At 70.4% G+C, this 17,478-nt stretch carries 18 protein-coding genes; 10 read left to right on the top strand and 8 right to left on the bottom strand.

The annotated features are described in order from the left end of the window. The first annotated feature begins 44 nt into the window (after positions 1-44). Positions 45-260: a hypothetical protein gene (locus ACVBEQ_RS20745; RefSeq protein WP_447155210.1), complete on the top strand. Its 216-nt coding sequence runs from the start codon at positions 45-47 to the stop codon at positions 258-260. 22 nt (positions 261-282) lie between these two features. On the opposite strand, the gene ACVBEQ_RS20750 is transcribed toward ACVBEQ_RS20745, so the two are convergent. Then, positions 283-1,320, bottom strand: coding sequence for a TIGR03557 family F420-dependent LLM class oxidoreductase (locus tag ACVBEQ_RS20750; protein ID WP_447155211.1), 1,038 nt, complete (start codon positions 1,318-1,320; stop codon positions 283-285). Between the two features lie 218 nt (positions 1,321-1,538). On the opposite strand from ACVBEQ_RS20750, the gene ACVBEQ_RS20755 reads away from it, so the two are divergent. Beyond that, complete coding sequence (locus ACVBEQ_RS20755) at positions 1,539-4,211, top strand: hypothetical protein (protein ID WP_447155212.1); 2,673 nt, start codon at positions 1,539-1,541, stop codon at positions 4,209-4,211. Positions 4,212-4,250: 39 nt separating this feature from the next. On the opposite strand, the gene ACVBEQ_RS20760 is transcribed toward ACVBEQ_RS20755, so the two are convergent. Together ACVBEQ_RS20760 and ACVBEQ_RS20765 are read right to left on the bottom strand one after the other, a co-directional pair. Beyond that, entirely contained in the window at positions 4,251-4,922 is a 672-nt protein-coding gene (locus ACVBEQ_RS20760; RefSeq protein WP_447155213.1) for an Rv3235 family protein, read from the bottom strand. 1 nt (position 4,923) lies between these two features. Then, positions 4,924-5,907 (bottom strand): LysM peptidoglycan-binding domain-containing protein, encoded by a 984-nt coding sequence (locus tag ACVBEQ_RS20765; RefSeq protein WP_447155214.1) that lies wholly within the window; start codon positions 5,905-5,907, stop codon positions 4,924-4,926. Positions 5,908-6,002: 95 nt separating this feature from the next. On the opposite strand from ACVBEQ_RS20765, the gene ACVBEQ_RS20770 reads away from it, so the two are divergent. After that, complete coding sequence (locus tag ACVBEQ_RS20770) at positions 6,003-6,605, top strand: hypothetical protein (RefSeq protein ID WP_447155215.1); 603 nt, start codon at positions 6,003-6,005, stop codon at positions 6,603-6,605. 167 nt (positions 6,606-6,772) lie between these two features. Then, positions 6,773-8,104 (top strand): alkaline phosphatase, encoded by a 1,332-nt coding sequence (locus ACVBEQ_RS20775; protein WP_447155216.1) that lies wholly within the window; start codon positions 6,773-6,775, stop codon positions 8,102-8,104. Positions 8,105-8,182: 78 nt separating this feature from the next. Here ACVBEQ_RS20775 and ACVBEQ_RS20780 read toward each other — a convergent pair whose 3' ends face one another. Together ACVBEQ_RS20780 and ACVBEQ_RS20785 are read right to left on the bottom strand one after the other, a co-directional pair. Further along, complete coding sequence (locus ACVBEQ_RS20780) at positions 8,183-8,419, bottom strand: helix-turn-helix domain-containing protein (protein ID WP_447155217.1); 237 nt, start codon at positions 8,417-8,419, stop codon at positions 8,183-8,185. Next, entirely contained in the window at positions 8,416-8,601 is a 186-nt protein-coding gene (locus ACVBEQ_RS20785; protein ID WP_447155218.1) for a hypothetical protein, read from the bottom strand. The genes ACVBEQ_RS20780 and ACVBEQ_RS20785 overlap by 4 nt, the downstream gene beginning before the upstream one ends. Positions 8,602-8,689: 88 nt before the next feature. On the opposite strand from ACVBEQ_RS20785, the gene ACVBEQ_RS20790 reads away from it, so the two are divergent. The 6 genes from ACVBEQ_RS20790 to ACVBEQ_RS20815 all read left to right on the top strand — a co-directional run bounded on the left by ACVBEQ_RS20790 (position 8,690) and on the right by ACVBEQ_RS20815 (position 14,024). Next, entirely contained in the window at positions 8,690-9,331 is a 642-nt protein-coding gene (locus ACVBEQ_RS20790; protein ID WP_447155219.1) for an SAF domain-containing protein, read from the top strand. Next, a complete protein-coding gene (locus ACVBEQ_RS20795) occupies positions 9,331-10,587 on the top strand; it encodes a CpaE/TadZ family protein (RefSeq protein WP_447155220.1) in 1,257 nt (418 codons plus the stop codon). The genes ACVBEQ_RS20790 and ACVBEQ_RS20795 overlap by 1 nt, the downstream gene beginning before the upstream one ends. 61 nt (positions 10,588-10,648) lie before the next feature. After that, entirely contained in the window at positions 10,649-11,551 is a 903-nt protein-coding gene (locus ACVBEQ_RS20800) for a hypothetical protein (RefSeq protein ID WP_447155221.1), read from the top strand. An 89-nt stretch (positions 11,552-11,640) separates the two neighbouring features. After that, positions 11,641-13,092, top strand: coding sequence for a WS/DGAT/MGAT family O-acyltransferase (locus ACVBEQ_RS20805; protein ID WP_447155222.1), 1,452 nt, complete (start codon positions 11,641-11,643; stop codon positions 13,090-13,092). Beyond that, positions 13,089-13,601, top strand: a complete 513-nt coding sequence (locus tag ACVBEQ_RS20810) for a DUF6912 family protein (protein ID WP_447155223.1) — start codon at positions 13,089-13,091, stop codon at positions 13,599-13,601. The genes ACVBEQ_RS20805 and ACVBEQ_RS20810 overlap by 4 nt, the downstream gene beginning before the upstream one ends. 42 nt (positions 13,602-13,643) lie before the next feature. Next, positions 13,644-14,024, top strand: coding sequence for a VOC family protein (locus ACVBEQ_RS20815; RefSeq protein WP_447155224.1), 381 nt, complete (start codon positions 13,644-13,646; stop codon positions 14,022-14,024). A 205-nt stretch (positions 14,025-14,229) separates the two neighbouring features. Here ACVBEQ_RS20815 and ACVBEQ_RS20820 read toward each other — a convergent pair whose 3' ends face one another. The 3 genes from ACVBEQ_RS20820 to aroA form a co-directional block, all read right to left on the bottom strand. Continuing rightward, a complete protein-coding gene (locus ACVBEQ_RS20820; protein ID WP_447155225.1) occupies positions 14,230-14,793 on the bottom strand; it encodes a YceI family protein in 564 nt (187 codons plus the stop codon). 122 nt (positions 14,794-14,915) lie between these two features. After that, entirely contained in the window at positions 14,916-16,043 is a 1,128-nt protein-coding gene (gene rsgA, locus ACVBEQ_RS20825; RefSeq protein WP_447155243.1) for a ribosome small subunit-dependent GTPase A, read from the bottom strand. Next, positions 16,040-17,365 carry a 3-phosphoshikimate 1-carboxyvinyltransferase gene (gene aroA / locus ACVBEQ_RS20830; protein WP_447155226.1) on the bottom strand — a complete coding sequence of 442 codons (1,326 nt, stop codon included), beginning with the start codon at positions 17,363-17,365 and terminating at the stop codon, positions 16,040-16,042. Before aroA ends, rsgA begins: the two co-directional genes overlap by 4 nt. Positions 17,366-17,478 lie beyond the last annotated feature (113 nt).

Genomic DNA, 17,478 nt, shown 5'->3' on the forward strand with positions numbered 1-17,478 from the left:
ACAGGCCGGTGGCGGGGCACAGCACCGGTGATGGAGGTGGTGACATGACCGATCCGCGCCGCAATGATGCAGGCCGCTATCCGGGCAGCAGTTATCCAGGCAGCAGTGATCCACGACGCGAAGGCGACCGGTTGCCGCGTGCTGACGCGGCCCAGGGCATCGACCACTGGGCCGAGCACGGCGTCGACGAGATGGCCGCTCGCGACGCGGCGGAGCGGGCCGAGCTCGGTGAGCCCGACCTGCGCCGTCCTGAATCCTGAGGCGGTCCGCCGTCCTGAAGAGTCAGCCGGTCGTTGCCAGCTGCGCCGGTTCCAGCGCACGCAACGCCGGGAGCAGGTCGGCGGCCGCGTCGAAGAACTTCCGCTGCTGGTCCCCGCCGATCTGGACGAGCGCCAGGTCGGTGTAGCCCGCCTCGAAGAACTTCCGCGCCGCGTCGACGACGGCCTGCAGGTCGTCGCCGCAGGGGATCTGCTCGGCGATGTCCTCGGGCGTGACGAAGCTGGACGCGGAGTCGAAGGCGGCGGTGCCCGGTAGTTCGGCGTTCACCTTCCAGCCGCCGGCACTCCACCGGAAGAGTTCGTGCGCGCGCTGGATCGCGGCCTTCTTGTCGGAGTCCCAGGAGATCGGCAGTTGCCCGACCTTGCGGGAGCGGCCGGCCGCCGGCTGCGCGTCCCCGTTCGACCTGCCCTGCCCCTTCGACTGAGCCCTGGCGCCGTCCCACCACTGGGCGAGCTGCGGCTCCGGGTCGATGCCCACCATCACCTGGGCCAGCGGTGCGAACAGCTCGCACGACTGGCGGCCGGACACCGCGAGGCCGATCGGCACCCGCTGCTCCGGCAGGTCCCAGATCTTCGCCGAGTCGACCTGGTAGTACCGGCCGTCGTAGTTGACGTAGCCCCCGTCGAACAGGGCGTTGATGATTTCGACCGCCTCCACCAGGCGGGCCTGCCGGGTGTTCGCCGCCGGCCACCCGCCGCCGATGATGTGCTCGTTGAGCGCCTCGCCCGCGCCCAGCCCGAGGGTGAACCGGTTCTCGGAGATCAACTGCAGGGTCGCCGCCTGCTGGGCGACGACGGCCGGGTGATAGCGGAACGTCGGTGCGGTCACGTACGTCATCAGCCCGATCGACGACGTCGCGTTGGCGACGGCGCCGAGGGTCACCCACGCGTTCGGTGCGTGTCCCATCTCGTCCAGCCACGGGAAGTAGTGGTCGCTGGAGACCGCGAAATCGAAGCCGGCGCGTTCGGCTTCGACGGCGTGCTGGATCAGCTCGCGGGGCCCGGCCTGTTCTGTCATCAGGGTGTATCCGATGGATGCCATGAAACCATCGTGACACGACGTCAATGCCGTGTGCCACAAAGGTTTTCGTAACCGATGCAGTGCACCGGCGGCGTTTCGGCGGCTGCCCACCGGGGAACAGCCAGCTGTTTGCTCGGCGGTTCGGTTCGCACCTTTTGTCTCAGGGGATCACGATGGTGCTCTTTCCCATGACAGTGGTGCCCAGCCGTGAGAGGGGTGCCCAGCCGTGAGAGGTGGCCATGGCACTGCCGGACGGATCTCGTGGCAACGTCGTCGAGTTGCGGGTGCACGGCGTCTCCGGCACGCCCCCCGAGGAGTTGCTCGACCGTCAACTGGTGCGCCAGGTGGCGGGCGACAAGACCGCCGGCTTCTACCGGCCGAGGCTGCGGGAGGAGTGGCGGGACCGGCCGACCAACGACCCCGGTTCGGACTCCGAGCCGTACGACGTCAGCGATGACACCCTGCCCCCGCCGCTGTTGGAGGGGTACTCCTGGGGCGGCCTGACCTCCGGGTCGCCGTCCCGGGCGCTGTGGCTGATCCTGCTGCCGTTCACCCTGATCAACGTCGCGCCGCGGATGCGGCCGATCCCGGGAAGCGGGCCGGACGACTACCGGCGGTCGGCGTGGACGGTGTGGTTCCTGTGCCGGCTGATGGCCGTCGGCCTGACGGTGACGATCACGCTGGGCGCCGTCGGCGTCGGCCTGGACATCCTGGCGTGGCAGTGCGGGGGCGGTTGCGCTGAATTGCCGTGGCCACTGTCGGCGATGTTCGTCGACAGCTCGCCCGGGTGGCGCGTGCTGTGGGGAACCGTTCTGCCGCTGTCGGTGCTGTCGGTGCTGGCGGTGCTCAGCTGGCGGAAGTCGGTGCAGTACGACCTGATCCGGCCCATCGGGATGGCAGCCCCCGTCGAGGACAGCGCCGAGATCGGCGTGCCGGCCGAACCGCGCCTGGCCGACCCCGAGTTCTGGTACGGCCGATATCCGGTGAGCAGGCTGCGCCATCTGCACCTACAGGCCGGTGTCGGCACGGTCGGAACCGCTCTCGTCGTCTCCGCGTCGAACTCGCCGCTGCGGCCGGTGGGATTGGTGCTCGCGGGTCTGATCGGCCTGGGCATCGTCGCCGGGTTGGCCTGGCCGGGACTGTTGCGGCGGGCGGAGGTCCCCGGCGACGATGCCGACAGCCGGCCGACCAGGATGGCGCGGTACCGCAACACCGGCTGGATCCTGCTGATCTGGCTGCCGGTCGCGGGCATCCTGCTGGTCGGTCTGCTGCTGCCCCATGACCTGGGCGGCGAGATGCCCGGGTACGACGCAGCCATCACCGCCTGGTTCACCGGCGAGACGCTGCTCGCGATCCTGGTGTTCCTGCTGGTCGCTGCTATGGCCCTGCGGGAGCGGCCACGCACGCCGCGAAGGGCGATGGGCGGAATGGGAACCGCCGTCATGACGGTGCTCGCGCTGTACCTGGGTGCGGTGTTGACCTCGGGTTTCGTCATCCTGTCGGCTGCGTGGATCACCTCGTCGACGCCGTGGATCGGTATTGGCGACGTGGAGGCGTTGCTGCTGCCGGACAGCGCGATCAAGGTGCCGGACTCGCTGTCCTCCGCCGGGCTCAGCGCATTCCTGGTGGCCGTCATCGTGCTGGCCACGCTGCTGGTGGTCGGTGTGCACGCCGCCTGGATGTGGGTCCGCGGCGGGGCGGCCGCGGATCGCACCGCTGCCGCCCGCGCGGCGGTCGAGGCCAAAGTGCTGTACCCGCAACGCTTCGCCCGGCATAAGGCGGGAACGATCGCGCGCCGGCGGACGATGATCTCCCGGGCGATCTGGATGGCCCGGCGGGTCGACTACCTGTCGGCGCTGCTGGCGGCCCTGGTGCTCTCGATCGGTGCGCTGGTCGGCGTACTGACCTTGCTCTACGGCTTCGGGGTCGGCGTGACCGGTGAGGCCATCGTGTCCGGCACGAACCTGCGGCTGCCGTGGTTCCTCGGTATGGCGACGATCAACGCGATCGCCATCGGCGTCTGGCTGATCGGCGTCCTGGCGGTCGGCACGGTTTTGATCGGGGCCGCGGCATTCCGGGTCCCGAAGACCCGCAAGGCGGTCGGGATCCTCTGGGACATCGGCTCTTTCTGGCCCCGTGACGTCCACCCGCTGGCCCCGCCGTGTTATGCCGAACGCGCGGTCCCGGAGCTGGCGATGCGGCTGGCCGCGCACGCGGCGATGGTGTCGGGCACCGAGATGATCCCGGCGCTCAGGGGTGACGGCGGTGACGGCCCGGCGGAACCACCGGCCGGCCTGGTGGTGCTGGCTGGGCACAGTCAGGGCACGGTGATCTCGATGGCTGCGCTGCTGGGTCCCGGTCGCGGCGCGGCCCGGCACACCGCGCTGTTGACGTTCGGGACCGTGTTGCGCCGGCTCTACGCCCGGTTCTTCCCGCTGTACTTCTCGGCGGGCGCCTTCGCATCGCTCTCGCGCCGGCTCGGCGAACCGCCTGACGCGGCCACGAGTCCGTGGGACAGCGAACACCCGGGGGTGGTCGCCGCCCAGGTCCGGTGGCGAAACCTGTGGCGGCGGACGGACTATCTCGGCGGGAAGGTTGGCAACCCGCTCTCTCCGGCGACGGAGCCCGCCGGTTCGGCCGGGCCGGACAGGGCCCGCGGAGTGGCGCAGCTCGACGTGGAGATGGTGGATCCGCAGTTCCTGCCAGGCAGGGGCGACAGCACCATGCCGACCGCGGGCCGGCATTCGAACTTCACCCGGGATCCGGATTTCCAGGCCGTGCTGATGCGCCTGATCCAGATCTCCTTCGATGCGCTGGGGCCAGCCACGATTGACCCGGCGGTGCCCGACCCGGTCCGCCCGGCAGGCCCCGTCCGCGACGACCTGATGAATCCCACCGAAACGATGGTGTGACCGACGACCTCGATCGGCAACCTCGATCGGCACAGTGCGTCACCCGAGTTCCAGGGCCGTGATGCGCCATCGCCCGTCCACCCCTTCGATCCGGAAGGCCATGGCCCGCACCCGATCCGCCCGCCGGAAGGCGGCGCTGACCTCGGCGACCCCGTCGGCCGGTTCGCACACCCGCACGTTCAGCAGGTGCGGTAACGCCAGTGCACCGGCGGACGGACGCTGGGCGAGCCCGGCGTAGACATCGGGAGCGCAGTGCACCCGCAGTTGTGCGATCGGACGCCGACCGGACAGCACCTCGATCAACGCCCGGGCGAAGACCGGGCCCGTCCTTGCCGCCGGCGGCAGCGAACCGGTGCCGGTGCGCTGGACACCGACGTCGGACTCCGATGACCACGGCGGTACACCGACCGCCGCGATCGAGTTCGCCCGGCCGGTTGCCCGCGTTGTGCCGGCGGTGGCTGTCCGCTCCGGCAGCACCCGACCACCCAGGGCGGTGGGCACCGCGTGGAACGGCACGCCAACGGTCAACCGGGCCGCCGACCCCGGGCCGCCGACCGACATCGACCCGTCACCGCGCGCTTCTGCGGGCAGTTGCCGCGCGTCGAGTTCGTCGTCGAACGGCGGCTCGCATGGGGGGACAGGTGTCAGGTACGGCAATCGACTCGACAGGGGCGTCCCGGTGTCGGGTGGTGCAGCGACGGCGGCGGTCATGTCAGCCCGTTCTGGAAGTCGGCGGCAGTAGCAACTGCCCTGGTCGGATGAGGTCCGGATCGGCGCCGATGGTGTCGGAGTTGGCGACATACCAGGCACGCCAGGCGGTGTCGGTCTCCACGTCGGTCGCGTTCGCCGGGAGAAAGCGGTGGGCGATCGACCACAGGCTGTCCCCGGCGCGAACGGTCACCGGCGCCATCCGGGTGGGAGCGGCGGTGGGGCTGATGGCTGGGCCGGCCCGCGTGATCGGTGCCGGTGCGTGTGCCGGTGCGGGTGCAGGGGCAGGCGTGACCTCGGGCGCCGGTGCTTCGGCCGGGGACGATGCAGCGGCCGGCGACGGCGTAGCGGCCGGCGACGGTGTTGCGCCCGAGGGCGGTGTTGCGCCCGAGGGCGGTGTTGCGCCCGAGGGCGGTGTTGCGGCCGGGGCGGGGGCGCGCGCAGCAGGGGTAGGCGCGCCGGTCGCTGCCGACGTGACTTCGGCCGCCCCGGTGTCCGGCCAGTCGATGCTCATCGAGGTGATCACGCGGTCCGAGCCCGCCCCGCCCGAAGCGCCGCCGCCGTCGACCGGTGTCAGACCGGCGGCGCACGCCCCGGTCCCGGAGAGCAACGTCAGCCCGACCGCAGCCGCGACGACCCTCGCTGCGGTCCAGGGCGCGAGTCGTCGCAGCAACGCGCGGCCGCCGCGCCCGGCCCTACCAGGCAGTCGGCCAAGCAGAGCCGTTGCAACGATCGACAGCTGCCAGCCCAGCAGCGCCCACACCGTCACGCCAGCCGCGGACAGCAGTGCCTGCTCGATCGCCGAGCCGGTGATGGCCGATGTCGAGCCGGTCAGCGCGAAAGGGCCGGGGAGCAGCAGGGTGAGCCCGCCGAGTCCTGCGAGGCCGGCCGCGACGGCAGCGACAGCGGTGCGCCGCTCAGCAGTGGCGCCCGCTGCGGCGGAAGCCGGCGCTGCCCACGAGTACCTTCGTTTGATGTCATTTGACATTGTTTGAGTGAAGATGACCCCAGCAGTTTCTGTCAAGTACGGTGAAGCGGACCTGAACAACACGCCGCACGACACGCCCGGAACGGAGTGAGCCGATGCGGTGGGAGCGTTTGTTCGCCGATCTGGAGGCGCTCTTCACCGAGATGGCGGACGCGGAGGCGGCCGCGGAACATGCCGACCGGGAACGCGTCGCTATCGGCGCCATCCGCTCGCTGCAACGCCTGGGGGGCTCCGTCGGCGCCGTTGTTCGCCTGCACCTGGCCGGTGGAGCGTTGATCGACGGAACGCTGCGCACGGTGGGTGCCGACTGGCTGCTGATCGAGGAGGGCATGGGCCGCGACTGCCTGGTCGCGTGGGATGCGGTTGTCGCGGTCGGCGGGCTGACGACGGCGACCGCCGCGCCCGCCACCGGTCTCGACCGGCGACTGGACCTCCGGCGGGCCCTGCGCGGCTTGGCTCGCGACCGGGCGCCGGTGGCCATCGCGCTGAGCGGTTGGGCGGGCGGCGTCGTCGACTCGATGGCGCCGTCCACGACGGGCTCGGCCGAGGTCGTCGGCACCATCGACCGCGTCGGGGCCGACTTCCTCGAGGTGGCCGTCCATGCCGCGTGGGAGCCGAGAAGGTCGGGGGCGGTACGGGCGGTCGTGCTCGTCCCGCTCCGTGCGGTGATGCTGGTCCGCGCCGTTCCGTTGGGCTGACGGCGTGCGGGACCAACCGCAAAATTTGACCGGATAAGTATCCGATGTCGGAGCCCAGCTGCCCGATGCGTGCCCGAATGTCCTTGGGGTTGCCGGGTTTTCGTCGCGGCCTGACGATGACTCCGCGCGTTCGGGCGGCGTTGCCCGGGCAGAAACTGGGAGGTCGGATGAACCGTTCTCGAAGGTCGTCGTGGCGGGTGGCGGGTGGCGTCTCGTTCGGTGTCATCGCGATCGCGGCGTCATCGGCGATGGTGCTGTCGATGGCACCGGTCGTCACGCCTGTCGACAACACCGGCGATGACGCGGCCGGGGCCAGCCAACAGGCGGCTTCCGGCGGCTGGAAACACCGGGCCCGCAACGTGATCTTCATCCAGGGTGACGGCATGGGGATCGCTCACCGGGAACTGATCCGGCTGGCCACCAAGGGCCAGGACGGTGAGCTGGCGATGAACCGGATGGACTACGCGGGCTTCGTGCACACCGACTCTGCCGATCCCGAGGAGGCCGTCACCGATTCCGCTGCGGCCGCCACCGCGTATGCGAGCGGAGTTCGGAGTTACAACGGCGCCATCGGCGTGGACGTCGACGGCAACAGCGTGCCGACGCTGCTCGAGCAGGCCCGGGCGGCCGGCAAGGCGACCGGTCTGGTGACGACCTCGCAGGTGACCGACGCCTCGCCGGCGGCGTTCGCCTCACATGTGCTGGATCGCGGGGAGCAGAGCGAGATCGCCCGGCAGATCATCGAGGAGACGAAGGTCGACCTCGTGCTCGGCGGCGGTGAGGACTGGTGGTACCCGGCCGGGAACGCCGGTGCCTGGCCGGACAATCCGCCGAAGGATCCGACCGAGCAGAGCAAGGGCACCGAGGGCAATCTCGTTCAGCGGGCCAGGCAACTGGGCTACCGGTACGTCCGGAACGCCACACAACTGAGCACGGTGCGCAGGACGCCGGTCCTGGGCCTGTTCGCCAACGAGGAGATGTTCGAACACCACAACGAGGGGGAGGGCGACCTCTACGAACCGACCGTCCCGCTCAAGACCATGTCCCGGAAGGCTCTCGACCTGCTGTCCCGTGATCGCGACGGCTTCTTCCTCTTCATCGAGGAGGAGGGCATCGACGAGATGGCCCATCACAGCAACACCAAGCTGACCGTCAAGTCCGGCCAGGCTCTCGACCAAACGGTTGCGCTGGCACTGCGTTTCGCGTCCCGGACCCCGGGAACGCTGGTGCTGGTGGTGGGTGACCACGAGACCGGCGGGCTGGCCATCGAGAATGTCGATCCCGAGGACGAGAACGGCCAGGGCGAGCAGTCCGAGGACCAGATCGCCATAGCCAACTCCGATCTGATGATGAGCGTCGACTGGACGACCGGCGGACACACCGGTGCGGCGACGCCGATCACCGCGCAGGGTCCGGGCGCCGAGCGGCTGGGCAAGGTGCTGAAGAACACGGACGTGCACGACGCCGTCCTGCGAGCGATGGGGCTGCCGCGGCGATAGGCGGTCGTCAACTCGAGAAGTCAACGGGCGGCGGGACCGGACAACGGACCCGCCGCCCGTTGTGCTGCACCGGGCTGATTATGAGGTGACGTCACTCGGCAACGATGACGGCAACTCCGACAGGTTCGACGCCGTCCGCCGGTACGCCTGCTCGATGTACTCCTCGAGCTTCGAGCGCTCCACCCGCCACTGGTTGCGACCGCCGATCTGGATGCCCTGTAATTCGCCGCTGCGCACCAGCGCGTAGGTCTGCGACGCGGAGATGTTCAGGATCTCTGCGACGTCGGCGAGGGTGAGGAAGCGTTCCGCCGTCATCGACCGTTCCTTCCTTCGGTACTGATCCGGGTGGTACTGATCCGGGTGGTGCTGATTTCGGCGGTGTCGATCGGGGCGGTATTGATTGCAGCAGTATTCGTACGCATCATCTTCACCCTCCTGACGTCAGCGCATTCGATCAGCTTTGAGCGCGCTTGATCTTTGCTGATGTAGTTTGCCATGAGACGGCTCGTCCGGTGTAGCCGGTAGAGCGTGTTGTGCACAGATTCCGGCGCACCAGCGCCTTCCCCATCGAGAGGGTTGGAGCGCATGGGTATTCCGGTGGCGCCGACGCCGCGACGACTGTCCCGGCCGAAGTGGCTCAATGTGCGTGTGGTCGGTGGAATCCTGCTCGTGATCGCTGCGGTCGTCGTCGGAGCGAGGGTGGTCGGGGCGAGCTCGCAGACTGCCCCGGTGTGGACGGCGGGACGCGACCTGGCCGTGGGAACGGTGCTGGGACCCGACGATCTGACCGCGGCCGATGTGAACCTGGGCACGAACACCGACCTCTACCTGACCACGGACTCGGCGTCGCTGATCGGTCGGACGGTCATCACCCCGCTGTCGGCCGGCGAGCTGCTCGCCGCCTCGGCGGTGGAGGAATCCGCCGCCGGGCGGGTGGTCGCCATCGGCGTCGAACCGGACAACATGCCGCCGGGCGTCGACCACGGGTCCACGGTCGACCTGTACCTGACCACCGGCGGCGGCGCCGGCGCGGAATCGACGGCCACCACCGAACTGATCGGGCGCGACCTCACCGTGCAGTCGTTGCTGGCACCGGCGTCCGGTGGACTCTCCGGTGCCACGTCCAATCGCTACCAGCTGTCGGTGTTGCTCGCCGCCGACAGCGCGGACCGGTTGGTCAGGATTCTGCCGACGGGAAACCCGATCGTCGTCCTGGTCAGCGGCTGATGGTGACCGGTCTGCTGACCGCGGGAAGCGGTCAGAACTGGGAGAACGACCTGGTGGCGGCGCTCGACCGGCCCGGCTCGTCGATGACCGTGCTCCGCCGCTGCGTCGACATCGGTGACGTGCTGGCCTTGGCCACCACCGGGCAGGCCGCGGTGGCGATCGTGTCCGCCGACCTCCGGCGGCTCGACTCCGAGGCGGTCACCCGCCTGCGCACGTCGGGGGTGGCGGTCGTCGGCGTCTGCTCCGCGGTGGACCAGCGATCCCGCGAACGGCTGGACCGGATCGGGATCAGCTCGATCGTCGCCGACGATGCCGGCACCGACGCCGTGCTGTCGGCGGCGCGGTCGGCCGTCACCGAGCTGGCCTCGAGAAGGCAAGCGGCGCCGGGGATCTCGGACCCGCGGCGGGCGCTGCCGCCCGTCGGTGCGGTGAACGGCACGGATCTTCCCGATCCGCCGAGTCGGGTGGTGGGCCGCGTGGTGGCGGTCTGGGGCCCGACCGGGGCACCCGGCAGGACAACCGTCGCGGGCGCGCTGGCCGTCGAGGCCGCCAGGTCCGGAACGTCGACGTTGCTGGTGGATGCCGATGTGTACGGCGGTGTCATCGCATCGGCTTTCGGGCTGCTGGACGAATCACCCGGGTTGGCCGGCGCCTGCCGGCTGGCCGCCAACGGGCGGCTCGACCTGGCGTCGATGACGGCGTTGTGCTGGTCGCTGGAGGACGACCTCCGGTTGCTGACCGGGATATCCCGGGCCGACAGGTGGCCGGAGGTGCGTCCGTCGGCCATCCCGGGTGTACTCGAGGTCGCCCGTTCGATGGCCCCGCTGACCGTCGTCGACTGCGCGTTCGCGCTCGAGGCCGACGAGGAGATCAGTTACGACACCATGGCCCCGCGGCGCAACGGCGCGACGCTCGCGGTGCTGGCCGCGGCCGATGTCGTGCTCGCGGTCGGGTCGTGCGATCCGGCCGGCCTCGAGCGGTTGATCCGCGGGCTGGCCGAGCTGGCCGAGACGCTGCCCGGAACAAACCCGCGGGTGGTGCTGAACCGGTGCCGGCCCTCGGTCGGCTCCATCGACCAGGCCGCAGCCGCGGTCGACAGATTCGCCGGGGCGACCGTTGCCGGACGGCTGCCCGAGGACCGCGCAGGAACCGACAGTGCTTGGCGCGCAGGGGTTTCGCTCGCAGAGGCAGCACCACGGTCGCCGCTGCGGGCAGCCGTCAGGGAGCTGCTGGGCGCGGTACTGCCCGCGACGTGATCCCGGACCGGGCAACCGCCTGACCCTGGGAGATGATGACGGCGTGGGGCATCCGCCAGAAATGACCGATCCGTCACCGGCCACAGTCAGCTTCCGGTCGCCGGACGGCACCGCGGCCCGGCCCACCGGCGGCGGATGGACGCTGATCAGCCGGGTGCAGTGGGAACAACCGGACGGCGCAACCGGTACCTGGGAATCACGCCAGGCCCGTAAACGTGGCTTCATCGAGATCGTCCGTGACGGCGTCGCCGAGCGGATCAGGGTTCGGCCCGCGCACGCCGTGCGGCTCGCCCGGTGCAATGCGGTGTCCGGGGTGTCCTTCTTTCTCGGCGGAGCGCTGTTCACCCTCGGTGCAGTGCTCAGTCAGCTGTCGTCCGCGAGCATGACCACCATCGACTGGACCTTCCTGATCGGCGGCTTCTTCTTCTCGACCGGCGCCTATGCCGGCTTGGTCCAGGCCATCAACTCGCCCCGCAGCGTCGGCGCGGACGGCGCGCTGCAGGAGAGCCGGTGGCGATGGTGGGCGTACGAGCCGAGCCGCGCGGGCTGGCTGACCGCGTTCGTGCTGTTCGCCGGGACGCTGGCCTTCGCCGTCAGCCTGATCGATGCGTTCCTGACCGACCTCGCGCAACAGCAGATCGACAGGTTGATCTGGGCGCCCGAGATGGTCGGCTGCGTGCTGTTCCTGATCAGCGGGCACATCGCGATCATCGAGGTCTGCCACGGCCGCTTCCGTCTCCTGCCACGCTCGCTCTCCTGGTGGCTCGTCACGGTCAACCAGCTGGGTTCGTGGCTGTTCCTGCTCTCCGGACTCGCCGCGTTCGTCCGGCCGGCCACCGGCACCGTGATCAACGTGGCCGTCATCAACTGGGGAACCGCGCTCGGCGCAGCATGTTTCAGTGCCGCGGGCGTCGCGCAGCTGTTCGAGCGACCTGAGCCTGCGCCAACGGCGACCAAGCGGTAGCGCCGGGACGCTCCCACGACGGGCGTTGTGCAAGACGGCTGTGGCAAACGGGCGCTGTGGCAAAACGGGCGCTGTGTCACGATGGCCCCATGACCGACCGGCTGTCTGCGACGGATGCGTCGTTCCTGTACGCCGAGGACGCCGGGATCCCGATGCACGTCGGCGGTGTCGTCATTCTCGAACCACACCGGGACGGCCCGGAGATCGCGTACGCGGAGATCATGAACCTGATCGAGTCGCGTCTCGCGCTGGTGCCGCGGTACCGGCAGAAGGTGCGGTTCGTTCCCGGTCGGCTCGCCAGGCCGGTCTGGGTGGACGACGAGGATTTCGACCTGACCTACCACGTCCGGCGCTCCGCGCTACCGCGGCCCGGGACCGATGCGGAGCTGAACGAGCTGGTCGGCCGGCTCATCTCCCGCCCGCTGGACCGCAGCCGCCCGCTGTGGGAGGTGTACGTCATCGAGGGGCTGACCGGTGGCCGGGTCGCGCTGGTCAACAAGACCCATCATGCGATGGTCGACCGGATCGGTGCCGTCGATGTCGCCGCCGCGATCCTGGACACCAACCGGCGGCCGCGCGATCTGCCGGACCAGCCGTGGATCCCCAACCCGTCACCCAGCGACATCGACCTGGTCGTCGACGCCATCGCCGATCTGACCTCCCGCCCGACCGAGGCCTGGGACATCGCCAGGCTCGCCGCACAGGACGTCGGCTCGATGATGACCAGGGTGGTGGGCGCGGCGGGCAGCGCGTTCGAGGTGGTCCGCCGGGCGGTGATCCCGGCCCCGCGCTCGCTGCTGAACGACGCCCGTAGCGTGCAGCGCCGGTTCGCGACCGTGCAGGCAGACCTGCAGGACTTCAAGAAGGTGCGCAAGGCGCACGGCGGTTCGGTGAACGATGTGATCCTCACGGTGATCACCGGCGCCCTGCGCTCGTGGCTGTTGTCCCGCGGGGAGGCCGTCACGGCCCACACCGTCGTGCGGGCGATGGTCCCGGTGTCGGTGGCGCCCGTGCCGGGGGAGGACAGCGGCTCGGTCGCGTCCTATCTCATCGACCTGCCGGTGGCGGAACCGAACCCCGCCATGCGGTTGCACCAGGTGTCGTTCGCGATGGGCGGTTATCTGGATTCCGGGAACCCGGTCGGCGCCGACCGGCTCATCGGGCTCGGGCGTTTCGCCCCGCCGACGCTGCACGCGCTGGGTGCCAGGGTGGCGGGCCAGATCTCGAAGCGTATGTACAACGTGTTGATCACCAACGTGCCCGGCCCCCAGGTGCCGCTGTTCGCGGCCGGCTTCGAGGTGGACGCGATGTATCCAGTCGCCCCGCTCGGCCTCGGCCAGGCGCTCGCCGTGTCCTGCACCTCGTACAACGGCAAGGTGTTCTTCGGGGTGACGGCCGATCGGGACGCCATCCCGGACGTCGAGGAATTCGCCGATCAGATCACGGAGGCCATCGACGAGGTGATGTCGACGGTCCCGCGGAAGGCCGGTGCGCCCGCATCCGGTCCCCGGCCGCGGGGTCGCTCGCGGACGTCGTCATGAGGGTTTATCTGCCGGGCACCGTGTCCCGGGTTCGCCAGGCACTGGAGGCGGGTTCGGTCCGGGTTCTCTCCGGCGTCGGGTTCGCGGTGACCGAACCGCTCCGGCTGGAGTACCCGGACTGGTCCGAGGAGGACCTCGAGTACCTCGCCATGCAGGACGCGTCGCGCGCGTCACTGCGCCTGCTGGCGGCGGCCGACGCGGACGAGCCGGCGCTGCGGGTGGTGATCGCCGCTGACGTGGACGACGCCGATGTGACCCCCCGGCCGGAGGCGGACCGGGCGGTCGTCGCTGTCCGGGGCCAGGTCGAGTGGTCGCGGGTCGCTGCGGTGCACGTCGACGGGGCGGACGCGATGGACGCCGTTGCGGAGGCGGCGGAACTCATCGATGCGGCCGACCTGGGCGACCACGACGCCGAGTTCGCGCTCGGCTCCGCGGAGGATTTCGACCTGGCCTGGTACGCGCCCGGCGAGATCCGCTACCTGGTCGAGGAACTGTCCGACGGTCGCTGAGCCGCCGCGTGCCCGGCGCCCTGAAGGGGAACAGCAGAACCCATGACGCTGCGTTTCGTGCAATGGACCATCGACGTCCAGGACGTCGGGAAGATGGCTGCATTCTGGTCGGGCGCGCTCGGCTACCGGGCTGAACAGGGCGGCGACGGCAGCGCGAAGCTGTATCCGCCCGCTGATGCCCCACCGGATGTACCGACGGTCTGGCTACAGGGCTCGGGCACCGAAAAGATCGTGAAGAACCGAAACCACCCCGACCTCCGGCCCGCCGACGGTGACGTGGAGGCCGAGGTCGACCGGTTGATCGCGCTGGGTGCGCGCCGGGTCGACATCGGGCAGCGGGACAGCGACCCGTTCGTGGTGCTGGCCGACCCGGAGGGCAACGAATTCTGTGTCCTGCGCCGGGAGCCGCGCCGCGCCGGATGAGCGCATTAGGTCAGCGCCGCCGGATCAGCGCCGCCGGATGAGCGCCGCCGGATGAGCGCCGCCGGATGAGCGCCGTCGAATGAGTGCCCCCCCAATAACCGCGACGTCATGAGCTGAACGCACGAAAAAGCCCGGCCGACATGGTGTCGGCCGGGCTTCTCAAGAGTTCGGGTGCAGTTGTGCAGACCCATTGTTCAAGCCGGGGTCAGTCGGCGTTCCGGACGAACTCCAGCTCGAGGTCGATCTCGACCTTGTCCGAGACGACGGCATTGCCGGCGCCGAAGGCGGCATCAAAGCTGACGCCGTAGCTCTTGCGGCTGATCGAGGTCTTCGCGGAGAACCCTGCGCGGGTCCCGCCGTAGGCGTCGACGGTCTCGCCCAGGAACTCGACGTCCAGGTCGACCGGCTGGGTGGTGCCGCGGATGGTCAGGTTGCCGGCCAGCACGAACTCTTCGCCGTCGACGCTCTTCACACCGGTGGAGACAAAGGTCAGCGAGGGGTGGTTCTCGACGTCGAGGAAATCGGCCGAGCGGACGTGGGCGTCACGCTGCTCCTGCTTGGTGTCGACGCTCGCGGCGTCGATCTCAGCGGTGACAGCGGCATCGGCCACGCCGTTCTCGCCCACCACGAGGGTGGCGCTCTTGACCGCGAAGGTGCCCTTGGCCTTGCCGACGGCCATGTGGCGGACCTTGAACGAGACGTCCGAGTGAACGGCGTCGACGGTCCAGGTGCCGGCGGTCAGGGTGGGAGTGGTGACTGCGGTGCTCATGGTGGTTCCTTCCGAAGCGGTGGAGTCGCGGTTACATGAACCTTCAACAAAGCTTCCGGCAGTCTATTCCCCGGTAGTGGACTCGTCATCTACTTCGGCGACCACACAGGGTGTGACGATGGTCACAGTGCGGAGCCGGTACTGCCTTCTGTGGGCTCCCCGCCGACGTCGGCCGCCGCGTCGCCGGCTGTGTTGTCTGAAAGGTCGTCGCTGCCGGCCAATGAGGCCAGCAGGCGACGGAACGAGGCCAGCCGGCCGGGGCTCGAGTTGCCCGCGGCGACGAAGGCATCCAGCGCGCAGCCGACCCCGGTGGTGTCGGTGCCGCCCCCGGCGCCGGTGTGGTCACAGTTCGGCGGGCAGTTCACCGTCGCCGGAAGCAGATCGTCGAACGTCTCCAGCACGTCGTCCGGCGTGACGTGGGCCAGTCCGAAGGACCGCACCCCGGGGGTGTCGATGACCCAGCCGCCGGCCCGCAGCGGCAGCGCGATGGCCGATGTCGACGTGTGCCGGCCCTTGCCCACACCGGTGACCGAGCCCGTCGCCCGCTGGGCATCCGGGACCAGGGCATTGACCAGGGTCGACTTACCGACGCCGGAGTGGCCGATCATCACCGAGATCGACCGGTCCAGCCGCTCGCGTACCTCGTCGATGCCCGCCACCGCCCGCTGTCCGTCGTCGGACGCGGTGCGCCTGGTCACCAGGATCGGCAGGTCGAGGTCGGCGTAGATGCGCTCCAGCGGCTCCGGATCGGCGAGGTCTGCCTTCGTCAGCACCAAGACGGCCTCGAGGTTGCCGGTATAGGCCGCGACCAGGCAACGGTCGATGAAGCCGGTCCGCGGCACCGGGTCGGCCAGCGCGCAGACGATCACCAGCTGGTCGGCGTTCGCCACCAGAACCCGTTCGGCCGTGTCGGTGTCGTCCGCGGAGCGGCGCAGCACACTGCGCCGCGGCGCGATCCGGACGATCCGTGCCAGGGTGTCCGGCGCGCCGTCGGTGTCGCCCACCAGGTCCACCATGTCGCCGACGGCCACGGCGCGGCGGCCGAGTTCGCGGGCCCGCATCGCATGCACCACGTGCGCCCGGCGGGTGCCCTCCTCGACCAGGCAGGTGTACCGCCCGCGGTCCACCGTCGTGACGAAGCCGCTCACCGCATCGGTATGCGTGGGTCGGGTCTTGGTCCGCGGCCGTGAGCCGCGGGTGGGACGCACCCGGACGTCGTCGTTGTCCCAGTTCTCGCCGAGTTTGCTCAGGTCGCCACCCCCGGTGACGGCGCGGCGGCGGCCGTCAGCATGCGGAGCCACATGTCCTCGAATCCGGGCAGCGTCTTGGCGGTCGTGGCGATGTCGTCCACCACGACGCCGGGCACCCGCAGGCCGACGATCGCGCCGGCCGTCGCCATCCGATGGTCGGCATGGGAGCGCCAGATGCCGCCGTGCAGCGTCCGCGGCCGGATCGTCAGCGAGTCGGCCTCCTCCCGGACGTCGCCGCCGAGCGCCGTGATGTTGCCCGCGATGGCCGCCAGCCGGTCGGTCTCGTGCCCCCGCAGATGTCCGATGCCACGCAGGACGCTCGGTCCATCGGCGAACAGCGCGACGGCCGCGATCGTCGGCGTCAGCTCTCCGACGTCGTGCAGGTCGGCGTCCAGACCCTGCAGGGTCGTCGGGCCGCTGACCGTCACACCGTCGTCGGCCAGGGTGACCCCGGCACCCATCGCTGCCAGGATGCCGCGGATGGCGTCCCCGGCCTGGTCGGTGGCGGCCGGCCAGTGCGGCACCGTGACGGTGCCGGCGGTGATCGCCGCGGCGGCGAGAAACGGTGTGGCATTGGACAGGTCGGGTTCGATGACGGCGGTCCACGGGGCGACCGGTCCCGGCTTGACCGTCCACTCGTCCGGCGCCGAGTCGTCAACGGACACCCCGACGGACCGCAGGTTCGCGACCGTCATGGCGATGTGCGGGATCGACGGGAGCGGCCCGCCGCGGTGCACCACCCGGACGCCGTCGATGAACGACGCGCCGGACAGCAGCAGTCCGGAGACGAACTGGGAGGACGCGCTGGCGTCGATGTGCACGGTCCCGCCGGCGAGCGAGCCGGTGCCGCGGACGACGAACGGCAACCGGTCGCCGTCGATGTCGGCGCCCAGCGACCGGAGGGCGTCCAGCACCGTGGCCATCGGCCGGCGCCGGGCCGCGGGATCACCGTCGAAGGTGACGGACCCCTGTGCGACGGCGGCCAGCGCCGGCAGGAATCGCATCACGGTGCCGGCCAGCCCGCAGTCGACCGTTGCCGGCCCGGCCAGCCGCCGCGGCTGGACGCGCCAGTCGAGCTTTCCGTCACCGTCGTCGGTGATCAGGGTGCCCATCGCCCGCAGTCCGGCCGCCATCAGGTCGGTGTCCCGACTGCGCAGCGGCGCGATGACGGCAGAGTCCGAGGTGGCCTGGGCGGCCAGCACGAGGGCGCGGTTCGTCAACGACTTCGAACCCGGCACCGCCACCGTCGCGCGCACCGGCCGGTCGGCGAGCGGCGCCCGCCAACCGCCGTCGCCGGCAGCGCCGGACTCTCTCGCGCTCATACCCTGCACCCCGACATGATGGCGCATCGCGGCATCCCCCGGAGACGGCGTGCAGTGTCGTTGCGGCCACAGATGCCCGGCTGGTTGATCGGTGGCGCCGAGGGAACCGTTCA

Source organism: Nakamurella sp. GG22 (genome assembly GCF_052976845.2).